The sequence below is a fragment of the Streptomyces albireticuli genome, from assembly GCF_002192455.1.
Taxonomy (GTDB): Bacteria; Actinomycetota; Actinomycetes; order Streptomycetales; family Streptomycetaceae; genus Streptomyces; species Streptomyces albireticuli_B.
This window is the reverse complement of the sequence record NZ_CP021744.1, coordinates 5,896,560-5,913,143: the sequence shown is the minus strand read 5'-3', so window position 1 is coordinate 5,913,143 and position 16,584 is coordinate 5,896,560. Positions and strand designations below refer to the sequence as shown.

Sequence of the window (16,584 nt, the reverse complement as noted above, 5' to 3'; positions counted from 1 at the left end):
TTACTTCCGCATGACCTCGGGCTCGTGCCGGCGCAGCAGGCGGGCGACGACGAAGCCGCAGGCGACGCCGAGGCCGAGCAGGACGCCCATGTCGAGCAGGTACTGGGCCGCGGTGTGCTCCCACAGGGGGTCGGGGCCCGCGCCCGGCCACGGCATCAGCACATTGAGGTCGGCCGTGGATCCGGCGGCGCCGATCGCCCAGCGGGAGGGCATCAGCCAGGCGATCTGCTCCACGCCGGGCTTGTCGAAGATCTGGAAGAGCACACCGGTGAAGACGACCTGGACGATCGCGAACATCACCAGCAGCGGCATGGTCTTCTCGGCGGTCTTCACCAGCGAGGAGATGATCAGGCCGAACATCATCGAGGTGAAGCCCAGGGCCATGACCACCAGGGTCATCTCGACCGCCGGCAGGCTGGTGAGGATGACGCCTTCCTTCGGCATCTTCTCCCCCCGGACCCCGAAGCCGATGGCGCTGATGAGCGCGCCCTGGATGACGGTGATGAAGCCCAGGACGACGACCTTCGACATCAGGTACGCCGAGCGGGAGAGGCCCGTCGCCCGCTCGCGTTCGTAGATCACCCGTTCCTTGATCAGCTCACGGACGGAGTTGGCCGCGCCCGCGAAACAGGCGCCGACCGCGAGGATCAGCAGGATGGTGCCGGCGTCGCGGTTGGTGAAGTGGGACTTCGCCGGGCCGGGGCCGAGGCCGAAGTCGGCCGGGATGACCGTGCTCACCGCGCCGAGCACGGCGGGCAGGATCAGCATCAGGGCCAGGAAGCCCCGGTCGGAGGCGATCACCGAGACATAGCGGCGCATCAGGGTCCACAGCTGGGAGCCCCAGCTCTGGGCCTTGGGCGGCTGGATCATCTGCGGCTGGACGTGCACCGACTGCGGGGCGACGGCGTCGATGTCCGCGGCGTACATCTGGTAGTGCTGCGAGCCCTTCCAGCGGCCCGCCCAGTCGTAGTCGCGGTAGTTCTCGAAGGCCGAGAAGACGTCCGCCCAGGTCTCGTAGCCGAAGAAGTTCAGCGCTTCCTCGGGCGGACCGAAGTAGGCGACCGAGCCGCCCGGCGCCATCACCAGCAGCTTGTCGCAGATGCCCAGCTCGGCGACGGAGTGGGTGACCACCAGGACCGTGCGGCCGTCGTCGGCGAGGCCGCGCAGCAGCTGCATGACGTCGCGGTCCATGCCCGGGTCGAGGCCCGAGGTGGGCTCGTCCAGGAAGATCAGCGACGGCTTGGTGAGCAGCTCCAGGGCGACGGAGACGCGCTTGCGCTGACCGCCGGAGAGGGAGGTGACCTTCTTCTCGGCGTGGATGTCGAGCTTGAGCTCGGTGAGCACCTCGCCTATCCGGGCCTCGCGCTCGGAGGCCGCGGTGTCGCCCGGGAAGCGGAGCTTGGCGGCGTAGCGCAGCGCCTTCCGGACGGTGAGCTCCTTGTGCAGGATGTCGTCCTGCGGGACCAGACCGATGCGCTGGCGCAGCTCGGCGAACTGCTTGTAGAGGTTCCGGTTGTCGTAGAGGACGTCGCCCTCGTTGGCCGGGCGATAGCCGGTGAGCGCCTTCAGCAGGGTGGACTTGCCGGAGCCGGACGGGCCGATGACCGCGATCAGCGACTTCTCGGGGACGCCGAAGGAGACGTCCTTGAGGATCTGCTTGCCGCCGTCGACCGTCACGGTGAGGTGGCGGGCGGAGAAGGAGACGTCGCCGGTGTCGACGAACTCCTCCAGCCGGTCGCCGACGAGGCGGAAGGTGGAGTGACCGACACCGACGATGTCGTGGGGGCCGATGATCTGCTGGCGGACCGGCTGACCGTTGACATAGGTGCCGTTGTGGCTGCCGAGGTCGACGATCTCGAAGCGGCCGTCGCCGGTGGCCCGGAATTCGGCGTGGTGCCGGGAGACCTGGAGGTCGGAGACGACCAGCTCGTTCTCCAGCGCACGACCGATGCGCATCACCCGGCCCACGGCCATCTGGTGGAAGCTGGTCGGGCTGCGGTCGCCGTAGACGGGCGGGGCGCCGCCCTGCGAGGGGGCACCGCCGTGTGCCGGGGGCTGGTGCGCGGGCTCGGGGTTCTGGTGCGGGACGTACGCCTGCTGATGTGCCTGCTGAGATGCCTGCTGGTGCGCCTGGTGCTGAGCCTGCTGGTGCGCCGCCTGCTGCTGCCAGGCGTCCGGCGCCGGCTGCTGGTACGGGGGCTGCTGCTGCCAGCCGCCGGGCTGCTGGTGCTGCGGCGGCTGGTGGTGCTGGGGCTGGTGGTGCTGGGGCTGGTGGTGCCCGGGAACCTGCGGGGCCATCGCGGTCTGCGCGCTGTAGAGGTCCCCGGCGGGTGCGCCGATCCCGGCCCCGGCGGCGGCGAGATTCAGCCGCGGGCCGTCCGTCGCGTTGCCCAGGTGGACGGTCGAGCCGGGGCCGATCTCCATCTGGTGGATCCGCTGGCCCTGCACATAGGTGCCGTTGGTGCTGCCGTGGTCCTCGATGACCCAACTGCGGCCGCCCCACCGCACGGTGGCGTGCCGCCACGAGACACGGGCGTCCTGCAGCACCATGTCGCCCTGCGGATCACGACCCAGGGTGTACGACCTGGACGGATCGAGCGTCCAGGTCTGTCCATTCAATTCCAGTACGAGTTCCGGCACTCCATGCCCCACTACTTGTCCCCCGATGAGCCCCCTGCACAGGGAGTCTAGGGATGGCGAACATCGGGAGGAACTATTTCAGGCACAGTCGCCGAACCGAAACTCGGGACTGACGCAACCGTGTAACAGGCGCCGTTGACGGCGGCGAAACACGCCCTGAGAGTAGGTACCGCCACGGATGCGTACGGATCATGCGCAATCCGGGCACCGGTCGGCAACGGGGGGCGCCATGACCAAGGGCAACGACGCGCGGCAACCACGCGGCCGGATATCCGCCGCGGAGCTTCTCCTTTCCTCCATAGCGGCTGTGAGCTGGGCTTTTCTCGCCATGGCCGGAATTTCGGCGCTGGGTCTGCATCTGCTCGGGGCGGATACGGCGGGCGCGCTCGGCCCGATGACGGCGGCGGCCGTCGTCCTCGCGGTGGGTGGATCCGTCACCCCATCGGGTGCGGTGGAAGCCTTCGGTCTGAAGGGCGCGGCGGCGCACACCGCCATCGAGATCGCGCCACTGGGCGTGAGCCTGGCGGGCGCGCTCCTGCTGGGAACGATCTTCGCGCGGTCGCTGCGGTCGGCCGGCCCCACCGTGCGCGCGGGCGAGCTCGTCCTGCGGACGGGCACGGTGGCCGTGCTCTTCCTGCTGCTCCTCGGCGGGCTGGCCTGGGCCGGCGAGGACAGCGTCACCATCGACGGGGCGGCCCTCGGCCTCGGCGGAGGGGGCGGCACCGGCGGAGGGGGCGGCGGGCCCCATCTGGTGATCCCCGGAATAGGCGACCTCGGCAACATCGGCGGCCTCCCCGACCGGCTCGCGGGGCTGGCCGGTGCCAAGGCGTCCGTCGGGTTCTCGGTGCGGACCGGGCCCTCCCTGGCCGGGGGCGCCGGCTGGGTGCTCGGCGTCCTGCTGATCACGCTGCTGGCCGCGCGCCGGGCCCCGCTCCCGCGCGGCTGGGAGCTCCTGCACCGGAGCGTGCGCCCGGCGGTCTCGGCGCTGTGCGCCGTGCTGGTCCTCGCGGTCGGCGCCGGACTGGCGGCGGCCTGCTACGCGGCGGCGGTCGACGACCACCCCGGGCGGGTGCTGGGGGCCGCGCTCCTCGGGGCGCCCAACGGCGTCTGGCTGGGGCTGCCGCTCGGGATGCTCGTCCCCTGGCGCGGCACCGCGACCGGGGCGCTGGCGCAGATGCTGCCGTCCCCGCTCGACGAACTGCTGACCGCCCGGATGAACGAGTCGGTGACGCTGGGACGGCTCGCGGAGCTGGACGGGCGGGTGTGGCTGCTGGCCGTGGGCTGCGCGCTGCTGATGCTCGCGGCCGGGGTGCTCACCGCGGTCCGTACGCCCCGGGGCGCGCTGACGCCGGTGCGCTTCGCCGCCCGGTGCGCGGGGGCGCTGGGGGTGGCGACGGCCGTGGCGCTGCCGGTGCTGGTGCTGGTGACCCGGGTGCGGGTGGACGCCGGGCTGTCCGTGCTCGGCTTCGACGCCTTCGGGGCCGGGCTGGACCTGCGGGGCAGCATCCCGGCGGCCGTGGGCCTGGGCGCGGCCTGGGGCGCGGCGGCCGGGGCGGCCGGCGGGCTGCTGGCGTGCGCGGCCGGCGCGGCGGGACGGCGCGCGGTCCGGTCCGCGCCGGGCGCCCCGGATTCCCGTACCTACCCGGACCTGGCCTATCTGCCGGGGCCATACAACCCCTCGCCGGTGCACCGGCCCGCGCACGACGACACCAACCCGTACAAGCGGCAGCCGCTCGACGACCGCTACAGCGCGCCGACCCGGACCGGCAGCCCGATGCCGCCGCTCCGGCACCGGCGGCGGTCCAGGGGCGGCTACGCGTACGGCACCTCCATGCCGGACGGGGGACCTCCGCCGCCGGGCCCGCCGCCCGCGCCGCCGGGGAAGCCTCCGGGACCGCCCCCGGGGCCACCTCCGGGGCCGCCGCCGGGGCGTCGTTAACGCCGAGTCCGTCCAGTCTTCGCCGTCCGGCCGGTGGGACACCCGTACGGTCCCGGTGCGGGTGCGGATACGGTTAGAGGACCATGAGCGCATCGCAGACCTCGCCTGCCACCCCCGTCACCGGTGACGACGTACCGACTCTCCTCGTCAAGATCTTCGGGAAGGACCGGCCGGGCATCACCGCCGGGCTCTTCGACACCCTCGCCGCCTACGCCGTCGACGTCGTCGACATCGAGCAGGTCGTCACCCGGGGCCGGATCACCCTGTGCGCCCTGGTCGTCGCGCCCGCCGGCGGCGCCACGGCGGAGGGCGAGCTGCGGGCGACCGTGCACAGCTGGGCGGAGTCGCTGCACCTCCAGGCGGAGATCATCTCCGGCCTGGGCGACAACCGGCCGCGTGGCACGGGGCGTTCCCACGTCACCGTGCTCGGCCATCCGCTGACCGCCGAGTCGACCGCGGCCATCGCCGCGCGCATCACCGGCACCGGCGGCAACATCGACCGCATCTTCCGGCTGGCGAAGTACCCGGTGACGGCCGTGGAGTTCGCGGTGTCGGGCGCGGAGACGGAAGAGCTGCGCACCGCGCTGGCCACCGAGGCCGCAGCGCGTGGGGTGGACGTGGCGGTCGTGGCGGCGGGTCTCCAGCGGCGGGCCCAGCGCCTGATCGTGATGGACGTCGACTCGACGCTGATCCAGGACGAGGTCATCGAGCTGTTCGCGGCACACGCGGGCTGCGAGGCCGAGGTCGCGGAGGTGACCGCGCGGGCGATGCGCGGCGAGCTGGACTTCGAGCAGTCGCTGCACGCCCGGGTGGCGCTGCTGGCCGGGCTGGACGAGTCCGTGGTGGACAAGGTGCGGGCGGAGGTCCGGCTCACGCCGGGCGCCCGGACCCTGATCCGGACGCTGAAGCGGCTCGGTTACCAGGTAGGGGTGGTCTCCGGCGGCTTCACGCAGGTCACGGACGACCTCCAGGAGCGGCTGGGTCTGGACTTCGCCTCCGCCAACACCCTGGAGGTGGTGGACGGCCGGCTGACCGGCCGGGTGACCGGGGAGATCGTGGACCGGGCGGGCAAGGCCCGGCTGCTGCGCCGGTTCGCCGCCGAGGCGGGCGTCCCGCTCGCCCAGACCGTGGCCATCGGGGACGGCGCGAACGACCTGGACATGCTCAACGCGGCGGGTCTGGGGGTGGCGTTCAACGCGAAGCCGATAGTGCGGCAGGCCGCGCACACGGCGGTGAACGTGCCGTTCCTGGACACGGTGCTGTATCTGCTGGGCGTCACGCGGGAAGAGGTCGAGGCGGCGAACACGCACGAGTGAACGTGCGAGCGAGGGCGGTCCCTACCGCTTTCGGGCCCGCCCCGGACCCGGTCCCCGGACTCCGCCGGTGCGCCGCCGGGAGGTGTCCCCGAACGGCCCGGCCCCCGGGGACAGCGCGCACCGAGCGCTACGCGTGCGGGCTCCAGAACGCGACCAGCCGGCCCACACCGTGCTCGACGCCCTTCCAGGAGCCGGTGAACGTCAGGACCGCCATCGCGGACGTGGGGAACCCGGAGCGGTTCATCCGCGGCAGGAGATCGGCCTCCGACTCCCCCGCCAGGGCGTCGGCCAGGGCGTGCATCCCGGGGTTGTGCCCGATCAGCAGCAGGTCGCCGACCTCGTCGGAGACCTCGTTGACGACCGCGATGAGCTCGCCGAGCGAGGCTTCGTAGAGCCTGTCCTCATAGACCGTCCGGGGGCGCTGCGGCAGCTCCGGGACGGCGAGCTTCCAGGTCTCGCGGGTGCGGGCGGCGGTGGAGCAGAGAGCGAGGTCGGGGACGATGCCGGAGCCGGCGAGCCAGCGGCCCGCGGCCGGGGCGTCCTTGCGGCCGCGGTCGGCGAGGGGACGCTCGTGGTCGTCCGCGTCGGACCACTCGGCCTTGGCGTGCCGGAGAAGAACAATCCTGCGGGTCGGTTCGGCGCTCATGTTTTCCAGCTTCGCATGAAAAGCACGGCGAGGCGCGGGGTGTTGGGAGGCTTCCACCCCCTGACCTCCACGGAACCTTCCCGCGGTCTCCGTCCGGTCTCCCCGGGCCCGGGCCGCCGGTGCGGCCGTCAGGCGGACAGGCGGCCGAGCGCGTGCTGGACGAAGTCCACGACACGGGTGACGGTGCCCGGTCCCGCGGTCCCGGCGCCCGGTTCCACGGCGTCGGAGGCGGAGGCCGGGGACGTCAGCAGGGCGAGCAGGGTCACGAAGGCCACCACGGGCAGCACGAGGGCCCACCAGGGCAGCCTGGTCTGCGCGGTGCCGGGGCGGATCCGGGCTTTCGTACCGGCGGACATGGAATCTCCTCCGAGCGGTTCGGCGCACCGCCTCTTCGCGGTGTACTACGAACCTACGGAGCGCGGCGCCCCGCTCCCATCCGGAGGACCACCCAGTTCACCCTGAGCCCAGCCCCCTAAGGGACGGTGGGGTTAGCCCCACCCCCGGCTCAGGGGGACGCGAGGGTGGCGATCACGCCGATGACGACGGTGATGCCGAGCATCGCGCCGAGGATGGTGAGCAGCATCTTCTGCCCGTTCTTGGGGTTCGGTTCCAGGACTGGCATGGCACCAGTGTCGCACCGGCCCGAGGGGGCCGGACAGCAGGGGTCATATCTCACCGTCGGGGGGCATATCCCGACGTCAGGGGCGAGGTCCCGGCCCCGGGGCCGACGCCGGGCCGTCCCCCGGAGCCGGATCCCGGCCCCGGGGCCGGCGCTCGTCCCGGGGTCAGATCTCGTCCTCGACGACGCGGTCGCGGCCGGCCAGCACGCCCGCCACCGCCTGAGGCACCATCAGGGCCGCCATCAGGGCGATCGGCGCGTCCCAGCCGCCGGTGGTCTCGTTGAGCCAGCCCACGAGGAGCGGGCCGGGGATGGCGAGGAGGTAGCCGACGCTCTGGGCGAAGGCGGACAGCCGGACGACGCCCGCGCCGGTCCGCGCCCGCATTCCGATCATGGTCAGGGCAAGGGAGAAGGCGCAGTTGGAGAGGCCCAGCAGCAGCACCCAGGCCCAGGCGCCGGCGGCCGGAGCCAGCCACAGCCCCGCGTAGCCGGCCAGGCCGCAGCACGCGAGGGCGGCGGCGAGGACGCCCTGGTGGGCGAGCCGGGCGGCGAGGCGCGGCAGGAGGAAGGAGAGGGGGACGCCCATCAGCATCGTCGCCGCGAGCAGCACCCCGGCGGTGGCGGCGGGGACGCCCGCGTCCCGGAAGATCGCCGGCAGCCAGCCCATGGCGATGTAGGCGCTGGTGGCCTGGAGCCCGAAGAAGGAGGCCAGGGCCCAGGCGGTGGGGCTGCGGGTGATGCGGGTGCGCGGGGTGTCCTCCGCGGCTCCGGGGGCGGGGGTGGCGGCACGGCTCCTGCGGTCCCGGACGGTGAGCACGGCCCAGGGCAGCACCGCGAGGACGGCGAGCGCGGCCCAGGCGAGGAGCCCGAGCCGCCAGCCGCCGCCCAGCGCGCCGGTGAGCGGGACGGTCGTGGCGGCGGCGAGCGAGGTGCCGGCGGCGACGGCCATCGTGTAGAGGCCGGTCATGGGGCCGATCCGGTCGGGGAACCAGCGCTTGACGACCACGGGCATCAGGACGTTGCCGACGGCTATGCCGGCGAGGGCGAGCGCGCTGAGCGCCAGGAAGCCGGGGACGCCGCCCAGGAACGGCCGCAGGGCGAGGCCCGCGGCGGTCGCGGCCATCCCGGCGCACACCACCCCGGCCGGTCCCCAGCGGCGGGACAGCCGGGGCGCCGCGAGCCCGAAGGCGGCGAAGCAGAGGGCCGGCACGGAGGTGAGGAGGCCGGCGACGGCGCCGCTCATGCCGAGGCCGGCGCGCACCTCCTTCAGGAGCGGGCCGAGGCTGGTGACGGTGGGCCGGAGGTTGAGCGCGGCGATGACGAGGGCCAGGACGAGGAGCCCGCCCCGTGCGCCGCCGCCGGGGAGCCGGGCGTCGTCGGTGCCGCGCGGGCCGGGGCGCGTTACGCCGTCCGGGGGACGGGTGACGGGCGGGGCCGAGATCAGTTCGTCGTCCATGTGTGCCATGAACGCATCATGCCCGTGTCGTCACCCGGGCAGCCGGGCGCGGGGCGGGCGACGGAGAACGGGGGACGCGGAGCGGGAACGGACCGGTCGTCCGGGCCACCGTCCCCACGGGACGGGCCGGTCATCCAGGCTGGTGCGTCACCCAGGCGCGGCGTATCTCCAGCCAGCAGCGCTGGGTGAGGGAGACGTGCCGGGCGGGGTCGACGGCGGCCGGGGCGGTGTCCATGTCGGGGTCCCACCAGCGGGCGCACTCGACGTGCAGCTGCACGCGGTCGGGGGTGGAGTTGCCGTTGAAGCAGTCGGCCCGGGCGTGCGAGCCGTGGACACGGGTGCCGCACTCGGCCCGCGGTGGCCCGGCGGGCGCCGCGCGGGCGGCCGGTCCCAGGGTGACGGTGAGCGCGGCCGCGGTGCACAGCAGGGCGGCCGTACGGCGGAACGGGGTCCTCATGGCCGGTACACCTCCTCCCGCCCCGAGCGTCCCCTCCCCCAGTGTGCGGGCGGGGGCCCGGCCGCACGACCCGGGAACGCGGGAAGGCCCGCCCGGACGCCTGGGTCCGGGCGGGCCTTCCCGTGGGGTCGCCGAGGGTCAGGCGCCCATCATGTGCACGCCGCCGTCGACGTGGACGATCTCACCCGTGGTGCGCGGGAAGAAGTCGGACAGCAGACCGACGACGCCGCGGCCCGCCGGCTCCGGGTCGGCCAGGTCCCAGCCGATCGGGGCGCGGTGGTTCCACACGTCCGCGAGCTCCTCGAAGCCCGGGATGGACTTGGCGGCCATCGACTTGATCGGGCCGGCCGAGACCAGGTTGCAGCGGATGCCCTGGGGGCCCAGGTCGCGGGCGAGGTAGCGGTTGGTGCCCTCCAGGGCGGCCTTGGCCACGCCCATCCAGTCGTACTTCGGCCAGGCGACCTGCGCGTCGAAGGTCAGGCCGACGACCGAGGCGCCCGGCGACATCAGCGGCAGCAGGGCCATGGTCAGCGACTTGTAGGAGTACGCGGAGACCTGGACCGCCGTGGAGACGTCCTCCCAGGTCGCCTCCAGGAAGTTGAAGGCGCCCTGCGGGCCGAAGGCGATGGAGTGCACGATGCCGTCGAGGCGGGCGTCCTCGCCCTGGAGCTCACGGACCTTGTCCGCCAGCCCGTCGAGGTGCTCCTGGTTGGTGACGTCCAGCTCGATGACCGGAGCGGGCTTCGGCAGCCGCTTGGCGATGCGCTCGACCAGGCTGAGCCGGCCGAAGCCGGTCAGGATGACCTCGGCGCCCTCGTTCTGGGCGACCTTGGCGGCCTGGAAGGCGATCGACGACTCCGTGAGGACGCCGGTGACCAGGATGCGCTTGCCTGCGAGGATTCCACTCATGACGTTCAGTGACCCATGCCCAATCCGCCGTCGACAGGAATGACGGCTCCAGTGATGTATGCGGCCTCGTCCGAGGCGAGGAAGCGGACCGAGGCGGCGATCTCCTCGGGCTGCGCGTAGCGCGCGAGCGGAACCTGCTTCGTGATGTTCTCCCGCTGCTCGTCGCTGAGCACACGGGTCATGTCGGTGTCGACGAAACCGGGGGCGACGACGTTGCAGGTGATGTTCCGGGAGCCGAGCTCACGGGCGATCGAGCGGGCGAAGCCGACCAGACCGGCCTTGGAGGCGGCGTAGTTGGCCTGGCCCGCCGAGCCCAGCAGGCCGACGACGGAGGAGATCAGCACGATACGGCCCTTGCGGGCGCGCAGCATGGCCCGGGAGGCGCGCTTGACGACCCGGAAGGTGCCGGTGAGGTTGGTGTCGACGACGGAGGTGAAGTCGTCCTCCGACATGCGCAGCAGCAGCTGGTCGCGGGTGACGCCGGCGTTGGCCACCAGCACCTCGACCGCGCCCTGCTTCTCCTCGATCTCCTTGTACGCCTGCTCGACCTGCTCGGGGTCCGTGATGTCGCACTTCACGGCCAGGAAGCCGGCCGGCGGCTCACCCGAGCGGTAGGTGATCGCGACCTTGTCGCCCGCTTCGGCGAAGGCGCGCGCGATGGCGAGGCCGATGCCCCGGTTTCCTCCGGTGACGAGAACCGAGCGGCTCAAGGGACCACCCTTCCTTCACGTATAGCTGCCATATCGGACTGCTGATCGTCTGTACCGTACGAAAACTATCTGGCCGGAGCACGCTACGTGCAGCCCGCCTCAAACAGGAGCGCATCGTGGTCACTGTCGGGTCCCTACAGAAAACACTGGTCAGTGGCGGATACGGCGCGACATGATTCACAGCGACGACCCCCGGGAGGACCCTGTGCCCCATCCGACACCCCACTCCGTCGACGAGTCATTCCTCGCCCTGCCGCTGCGGCCGCTGGCCGACGCGGCGCTCGCGCGGGCCCGCGCCCTGGGCGCCGAGCACGCGGACTTCCGCCTGGAGCGGGTGCGCAGCGCCTCCTGGCGGCTGCGTGACGCCCGTCTGGCGGGCTCCTCGGACACCACCGACGTCGGTTACGCCGTGCGCGTCGTGCACGGCGGCTGCTGGGGCTTCGCGGCGGGCGTGGACCTGACGATGGACGCCGCGGCGCGGGTGGCCGGGCAGGCCGTGGCGATGGCGAGGCTCTCGGCGAAGGTCATCGCGGCGGCCGGCTCCGACGAGCGGGTGGAGCTGGCCGACGAGCCGGTGCACGCCGAGCGGACGTGGGTCTCCGCGTACGAGGTGAACCCGTTCGGGGTGCCGGACGCGGAGAAGACCGCCCTGCTGGCGGAGTGGAGCGGACGGCTGCTGGCGGGCGAGGGCGTCGCGCACGCGGACGCGTCGCTGGTCACCGTGCAGGAGAACAAGTTCTACGCGGACTCCGCCGGCACGACCACCACCCAGCAGCGGATCCGGCTGCACCCGGAGCTGACGGCGGTCGCGGTGGACCCGGCGGGCGGCGGCTTCGACGCGATGCGCACCCTGGCGCCGCCGGCCGGCCGGGGCTGGGAGTACCTGACGGGCACGGGCTGGGACTGGGACGCGGAGCTCGCGGAGATGCCCGCGCTGCTGGCGGAGAAGATGCGCGCGCCGAGCGTCCGCGCCGGTTCGTACGACCTGGTGGTCGACCCGTCCAACCTGTGGCTGACGATCCATGAGTCGATCGGCCACGCCACCGAGCTCGACCGGGCCCTCGGCTACGAGGCGGCGTACGCGGGCACGTCGTTCGCGACGCCCGACAAGCTGGGCACCCTGAAGTACGGCTCGGAGATCATGAACGTGACGGGCGACCGGACCGCCGAGCACGGCCTGGCGACCGTCGGCTACGACGACGAGGGCGTGGCGGCCCAGTCCTGGGACCTCGTCAAGGACGGCGTGCTCACCGGCTACCAGCTGGACCGCCGGATCGCGAAGCTCACCGGCCTGGGCCGGTCCAACGGCTGCGCCTACGCCGACTCGCCCGCGCACGTGCCCGTGCAGCGGATGGCGAACGTCTCGCTCCGGCCGGCGCCGGACGGCCCCTCGACGGAGGAGCTGATCTCCGGTGTGGAGCGGGGGATCTATGTGGTCGGTGACCGCTCATGGTCCATCGACATGCAGAGGTACAACTTCCAGTTCACCGGTCAGCGGTTCTTCCGGATCGAGAACGGGCGGCTCGCCGGGCAGCTCCGTGACGTCGCCTACCAGGCGACGACCACCGACTTCTGGGGCTCCATGACGGCCGTCGGCGGCCCGCAGACGTATGTCCTCGGGGGCGCGTTCAACTGCGGGAAGGCGCAGCCGGGGCAGGTCGCCGCGGTCTCGCACGGCTGCCCGTCGGCCCTCTTCCGGGGCGTCAACATCTTGAACACCACCGAGGAGGCGGGTCAGTGAGCCGCCACCACCGCCCCGGCCGGGGTCCCGGGGTCCGCCCCCCGGGCAAGCACAGCCTGAACACCACCGAGGAGGCCGCTCAGTGAGCCGTCGTCACAAGCCCCACGAGATCGTCGAGCGCGCCCTGGAGCTGTCCCGCGCCGACGGCTGCGTGGTGATCGCGAGCGAGGAGTCCACCGCCAACCTGCGCTGGGCCGGCAACGCCCTGACCACCAACGGCGTCACCCGCGGCCGTACGGTCACCGTGATCGCGACCGTCGACGGCACGGAGGGCACCGCCTCCGGCGTCGTCTCCCGGTCGGCGGTCACCGCGGCCGAGCTGGAGCCGCTGGTGCGGGCCGCCGAGGCCGCCGCGCGGGAGGCCGGGCCGGCCGAGGACGCCCGGCCGCTGGTGACCGGTGTGCCGCGGTCCGCCGACTTCACGGACGGGCCCGCCGAGACCTCCTCCGCGGTCTTCGACGCCTTCGCGCCCGCGCTCGGCGAGTCCTTCGCCCGTGCCCGCGCCGAGGGCCGCGAGCTCTACGGCTTCGCGCACCACGAGGTCGCCTCGCACTACCTCGGCACCTCGACGGGGCTGCGGCTCCGCCACGACCAGCCCACCGGCACGCTGGAGCTGAACGCCAAGTCCCCGGACCGGCTGCGCTCCGCCTGGGCGGGCCGGGCCACCCGGGACTTCCGCGACGTCGACCCGCTGGAGCTGGACGCCGACCTCGCGCGCCGGCTCTCCTGGGCCGAGCGGCGGATCGAGCTGCCCGCCGGGCGGTACGAGACGCTGCTGCCGCCGACCGCCGTGGCCGACCTGCTGATCTACCAGCAGTGGTCGGCGGCGGCCCGGGACGCGGCCGAGGGCCGTACGGTCTTCTCCAGGGCGGGCGGCGGCACCCGGGTCGGCGAGAAGCTGTCGGGGCTGCCGCTGACGCTGCGCAGCGACCCGGCCGCCGAGGGCCTGGAGTGCGCGCCCTTCGTGCTCACCGCGAGCTCCGGCGACGACGCGTCCGTCTTCGACAACGGCCTGCCGCTGGGCCGCACGGACTGGATCCGGGACGGGGTGCTGGAGCACCTGGTGACCACCCGGCACAGCGCCGGTCTGACGGACCTGCCGGTGGCCCCCTTCGTCGACAACCTGATCCTGGACGGGGGCGGCACCCGCTCGCTGGACGAGATGGTCGCCGCCACCGAGCGCGGCCTGCTGCTGACCTGCCTCTGGTACATCCGCGAGGTCGACCCGGCGTCGCTGCTGCTCACCGGGCTGACCCGGGACGGCGTCTATCTGGTGGAGAACGGCGAGGTCGTCGGCGAGGTCAACAACTTCCGCTTCAACGAGTCGCCGGTCTCGCTGCTCTCCCGCGCCACCGAGGCCGGGCGGACCGAGCGGACGCTGCCGCGCGAGTGGGGCGACTACTTCACCCGTGCCGCGACGCCCGCCCTGCGCGTGCCGGACTTCAACATGAGCTCGGTCAGCCAGGGGGTGTGACAGACGGGGCGCGCGACCGGTCCGAATAGACTGGTCCGCGTCCGGTCCGTCCCTGCCGCCGGGGCCCCGCGCCCCCGCGCCCCTACCCGCTCCACCCTCATCGATCCTTCCCACCGATCACCAGGAACGTCATGACACGCCTCGGCGAATCCGTCGCCCGCGCCAGCGAGCTCCTCGCGCAGGACCTCTCCTCCGACCAGACCGTCCAGCGGCTGCTCACGGAGACGGGCTCGCGGCGCTATCTCGACCTGACGGATCTGTCGGCGAAGGAGCAGGCCGAGCTGATCGCCTCGCGCACCGTCGAGGTGCTGCCGGGCGTGGCGAAGCTCGCCGAGCGCATCGACGCGCGGAAGGCCGAGGGCAAGGGCCTCTCGATCAAGCTGGGCATCGACCCGACCGCGGCCGACGTCCACCTCGGGCACGCCGTGCCGGTGATCATCCTCAGCCGGTTCCAGCGCATGGGCCACGACGTCACCCTGCTCATCGGTGACTTCACGGCCAAGATCGGCGACCCGACGGGCCGTACGGCGGAGCGTCCGCCGCTGACGGACGAGGACATCGCCCGGAACCTGGCGGGCTACCGCGAGCAGGTCCGGCCGTTCTTCGACTTCGAGAAGGTCACGTTCGTCCAGAACAGCTCCTGGCTGGCGCCGTACACCTTCCCGGAGCTGCTCGGCCTGCTCTCCCAGGTGCCGGTCTCGCAGCTGCTCCAGCGCGAGGACTTCCGCACCCGGCTGGCGGCCGGCTCGGGCCTCTCCATGGCGGAGCTGCTCTACCCGATCGCGCAGGGCCTGGACTCGGTCGCGCTGGACTGCGACGTCGAGCTCGGCGGCGCGGACCAGCTGCTCAACCTCCAGATGGGCCGCAAGCTGATGGAGCTGCGGGGCCAGAAGCCGCAGCTCGTCGTCACGATGCCGCTGATCGAGGGCACGGACGGCACGGGCGCGAAGATGTCCAAGTCCAAGGGCAACTACGTGGGCCTGACCGCCCCGGCCGACGACGTCTTCGGCAAGATCATGTCGGTGCCGGACCGGCTGATGGAGCCCTACCTCAAGGCCTGGACCGAGTGGACGGACCAGGAGGTCGCCCTGGTGCTGGCCCGGGTCGAGGACCGGTCGCTGCACCCGATGGACCTCAAGAAGGTCCTGGCCGGCGAGGTCGTGACGGCGCTGTACGGCGTCGAGGCGGCCATGGCGGCGCGGGCCGGGTTCGTCGCGCAGTTCTCGAAGAAGAGCTTCACCGACGTGGAGTCGCTGCCCGTGGTGGACCTCGCGGAGCACGGCGCGGAGCCCGCGACGACGGTGCTCAGCCAGGTCCTGGGCTTCCAGCCGAGCGCCTCGGCCGCGCGCCGGGTCGCCAAGCAGAACGGCCTGCGGCTGATCGTGGAGCACGCGGGCGGCCAGGAGTCGGTCGTGCTGGCCGAGGCCGCGGCTGTCCGTCCGCTGGCGGAGGTCGTCAAGGAGACCCTGGCCGACGCGGCCGGGGCCGGCGCGGGCGAGATCACCGGGGTGTACCTGAAGGCCGGCCGGAAGATCGCGCAGCTCTCCGGCGTCTGACGGGCCCGCCGGGCACACGGTCCAGGGGCGGTCCGGTACGCGTGCGGTGCGTACCGGACCGCCCCTGGCGTCCCTCGTCGCCCTCGCGCCCGGGGGCGCGGCTCAAGCGTGGGTTTTCCTGCCGCCTCGCATCCCCACCCACAATCGGTCGCCGATGGCGACCACGAGGACCGCGCCCGCCAGCTGGAGCAGGTGCCGGCCCCAGTCGATGCCCTTGGTCTCGTTGATGCCGAGGCCGGTGGCCGCCCAGTTCCCGAGAACGCTGCCGATCATGCCGAAGATGACCGTCAGCCAGAGGGGGATCTGCTGTTTGCCCGGCAGGATCGCCTTGGCTATGAGGCCCAGGACCAGACCTACGATGATTGCCCACAACCAGCTCATGTCGCCTCCTCGTGCGGCGAGATATGGCGTGCTCCGCCATTCTGGGGCCGCTGTCCCTACGCCGCACTTCGGATCGTCCCCTACGCCTTCCGTACGGGCTTCGTCCCAGGTCGGGGCGGCGGTCCCCGGGGGATCCGGGGGTGCCCCGGTCTCGTCGCCGGACCCGGCCGGGCGTAACGTGGAAGACGTCCTGGACAGAGGCGCTTCGTCGCGGCGATCGGGTGGTGGAACGTGATGCGGAAGCAGGGCGGGGCGGAGGTCTTCAGGATCACCGGGGCCCGTCGTGGACTGGCCGAGGACGTGCGCGGCCGCCAGCGTCGCTACGTCGTCTCGATGCTGATCCGCACCCTCTCGGTGGTGCTCACCGTGGTGCTGTGGAACGTCGAGCGCTATGTGGCCATAGGCACGCTGGTCCTGGGCGCGCTGCTGCCGTACGTCGCGGTCGTGATCGCCAACGCGGGCCGGGAGAACGCCCCTTCGCTGCCCGGTACGTTCGTGCCCGCCCCGACCCGTCCGGTGCTGCCGCCCCCGCCTCCCGCGGACATGGCGGAATCAGGGTCGGAATCCGGCCGCCGGGCGACATCGTCGCCCTCCGGTGATCAGGGGCGTGACCACGACTGATGCGCCGCGGGGGCGGAAACGGCCCGCGGGCACTGCGCCAAGCTCAAGAAAACCTCAGATCAATCATGTGGTTTCAGTGCCGCGCGCCGGGCACCCCGTGACATACTTCCTAAGCGCTC

The 16,584-nt window shown here is 72.8% G+C and carries 15 protein-coding genes; 6 read left to right on the top strand and 9 right to left on the bottom strand.

Annotation, left to right across the window (positions count from 1 at the left end; all coding sequences use genetic code 11):
* Positions 1 to 2,652 carry an FHA domain-containing protein gene (locus tag SMD11_RS25605; protein WP_087928685.1) on the bottom strand — a complete coding sequence of 884 codons (2,652 nt, stop codon included), beginning with the start codon at positions 2,650 to 2,652 and terminating at the stop codon, positions 1 to 3.
* Between the two features lie 217 nt (positions 2,653 to 2,869).
* On the opposite strand from SMD11_RS25605, the gene SMD11_RS25600 reads away from it, so the two are divergent.
* Positions 2,870 to 4,579, top strand: a complete 1,710-nt coding sequence (locus SMD11_RS25600; protein WP_199843949.1) for a streptophobe family protein — start codon at positions 2,870 to 2,872, stop codon at positions 4,577 to 4,579.
* Between the two features lie 83 nt (positions 4,580 to 4,662).
* Complete coding sequence (gene serB, locus SMD11_RS25595; protein WP_087928683.1) at positions 4,663 to 5,895, top strand: phosphoserine phosphatase SerB; 1,233 nt, start codon at positions 4,663 to 4,665, stop codon at positions 5,893 to 5,895.
* Between the two features lie 127 nt (positions 5,896 to 6,022).
* On the opposite strand, the gene SMD11_RS25590 is transcribed toward serB, so the two are convergent.
* The 7 genes from SMD11_RS25590 to fabG form a co-directional block, all read right to left on the bottom strand.
* The gene (locus SMD11_RS25590) at positions 6,023 to 6,541 is read right to left on the bottom strand and encodes a SixA phosphatase family protein (RefSeq protein WP_087928682.1); all 519 of its coding nucleotides are present in this window, start codon (positions 6,539 to 6,541) and stop codon (positions 6,023 to 6,025) included.
* 128 nt (positions 6,542 to 6,669) lie between these two features.
* Positions 6,670 to 6,897, bottom strand: coding sequence for a hypothetical protein (locus tag SMD11_RS25585; RefSeq protein ID WP_087928681.1), 228 nt, complete (start codon positions 6,895 to 6,897; stop codon positions 6,670 to 6,672).
* A 149-nt stretch (positions 6,898 to 7,046) separates the two neighbouring features.
* Entirely contained in the window at positions 7,047 to 7,163 is a 117-nt protein-coding gene (locus SMD11_RS36870) for an SGM_5486 family transporter-associated protein (RefSeq protein WP_267896856.1), read from the bottom strand.
* Between the two features lie 163 nt (positions 7,164 to 7,326).
* Positions 7,327 to 8,616, bottom strand: a complete 1,290-nt coding sequence (locus SMD11_RS25580) for a CynX/NimT family MFS transporter (RefSeq protein ID WP_418952536.1) — start codon at positions 8,614 to 8,616, stop codon at positions 7,327 to 7,329.
* A gap of 130 nt (positions 8,617 to 8,746) precedes the next feature.
* Entirely contained in the window at positions 8,747 to 9,073 is a 327-nt protein-coding gene (locus tag SMD11_RS25575) for a hypothetical protein (protein ID WP_087928679.1), read from the bottom strand.
* A gap of 138 nt (positions 9,074 to 9,211) precedes the next feature.
* On the bottom strand, positions 9,212 to 9,982 hold the full coding sequence (gene fabI, locus SMD11_RS25570) for an enoyl-ACP reductase FabI (protein ID WP_087928678.1): 771 nt from the start codon (positions 9,980 to 9,982) through the stop codon (positions 9,212 to 9,214).
* Positions 9,983 to 9,987: 5 nt separating this feature from the next.
* Positions 9,988 to 10,692 carry a 3-oxoacyl-[acyl-carrier-protein] reductase gene (gene fabG / locus SMD11_RS25565; protein WP_087928677.1) on the bottom strand — a complete coding sequence of 235 codons (705 nt, stop codon included), beginning with the start codon at positions 10,690 to 10,692 and terminating at the stop codon, positions 9,988 to 9,990.
* Positions 10,693 to 10,897: 205 nt separating this feature from the next.
* Between fabG and SMD11_RS25560 the strand changes: the two genes are divergently transcribed.
* The 3 genes from SMD11_RS25560 (at position 10,898) to tyrS (ending at position 15,463) form a co-directional block, all read left to right on the top strand.
* Positions 10,898 to 12,433: a TldD/PmbA family protein gene (locus SMD11_RS25560; protein WP_234366163.1), complete on the top strand. Its 1,536-nt coding sequence runs from the start codon at positions 10,898 to 10,900 to the stop codon at positions 12,431 to 12,433.
* 82 nt (positions 12,434 to 12,515) lie between these two features.
* Positions 12,516 to 13,907 carry a metallopeptidase TldD-related protein gene (locus SMD11_RS25555; protein ID WP_087928675.1) on the top strand — a complete coding sequence of 464 codons (1,392 nt, stop codon included), beginning with the start codon at positions 12,516 to 12,518 and terminating at the stop codon, positions 13,905 to 13,907.
* Positions 13,908 to 14,038: 131 nt separating this feature from the next.
* Positions 14,039 to 15,463, top strand: coding sequence for a tyrosine--tRNA ligase (gene tyrS, locus SMD11_RS25550; RefSeq protein ID WP_087928674.1), 1,425 nt, complete (start codon positions 14,039 to 14,041; stop codon positions 15,461 to 15,463).
* 102 nt (positions 15,464 to 15,565) lie between these two features.
* On the opposite strand, the gene SMD11_RS25545 is transcribed toward tyrS, so the two are convergent.
* A complete protein-coding gene (locus tag SMD11_RS25545) occupies positions 15,566 to 15,844 on the bottom strand; it encodes a GlsB/YeaQ/YmgE family stress response membrane protein (protein WP_087928673.1) in 279 nt (92 codons plus the stop codon).
* Between the two features lie 234 nt (positions 15,845 to 16,078).
* Here SMD11_RS25545 and SMD11_RS25540 point away from each other — a divergent pair, with 234 nt between their 5' ends.
* Positions 16,079 to 16,465: a DUF3099 domain-containing protein gene (locus SMD11_RS25540; RefSeq protein ID WP_087928672.1), complete on the top strand. Its 387-nt coding sequence runs from the start codon at positions 16,079 to 16,081 to the stop codon at positions 16,463 to 16,465.
* Positions 16,466 to 16,584: the final 119 nt, after the last annotated feature.

What these genes read in the sequence shown, in the direction of transcription:
- tyrS (WP_087928674.1), top strand. Translation starts at nt 14,039, where the DNA reads ATGACACGCCTCGGCGAATCCGTCGCCCGCGCCAGCGAGCTCCTCGCG.
- SMD11_RS25540 (WP_087928672.1), top strand. Translation starts at nt 16,079, where the DNA reads ATGCGGAAGCAGGGCGGGGCGGAGGTCTTCAGGATCACCGGGGCCCGT.
- SMD11_RS25600 (WP_199843949.1), top strand. Translation starts at nt 2,870, where the DNA reads ATGACCAAGGGCAACGACGCGCGGCAACCACGCGGCCGGATATCCGCC.
- SMD11_RS36870 (WP_267896856.1), bottom strand. Translation starts at nt 7,163, where the DNA reads ATGCCAGTCCTGGAACCGAACCCCAAGAACGGGCAGAAGATGCTGCTC.
- SMD11_RS25590 (WP_087928682.1), bottom strand. Translation starts at nt 6,541, where the DNA reads ATGAGCGCCGAACCGACCCGCAGGATTGTTCTTCTCCGGCACGCCAAG.
- SMD11_RS25580 (WP_418952536.1), bottom strand. Translation starts at nt 8,616, where the DNA reads ATGGACGACGAACTGATCTCGGCCCCGCCCGTCACCCGTCCCCCGGAC.
- SMD11_RS25575 (WP_087928679.1), bottom strand. Translation starts at nt 9,073, where the DNA reads ATGAGGACCCCGTTCCGCCGTACGGCCGCCCTGCTGTGCACCGCGGCC.
- SMD11_RS25545 (WP_087928673.1), bottom strand. Translation starts at nt 15,844, where the DNA reads ATGAGCTGGTTGTGGGCAATCATCGTAGGTCTGGTCCTGGGCCTCATA.
- fabI (WP_087928678.1), bottom strand. Translation starts at nt 9,982, where the DNA reads ATGAGTGGAATCCTCGCAGGCAAGCGCATCCTGGTCACCGGCGTCCTC.
- serB (WP_087928683.1), top strand. Translation starts at nt 4,663, where the DNA reads ATGAGCGCATCGCAGACCTCGCCTGCCACCCCCGTCACCGGTGACGAC.
- SMD11_RS25585 (WP_087928681.1), bottom strand. Translation starts at nt 6,897, where the DNA reads ATGTCCGCCGGTACGAAAGCCCGGATCCGCCCCGGCACCGCGCAGACC.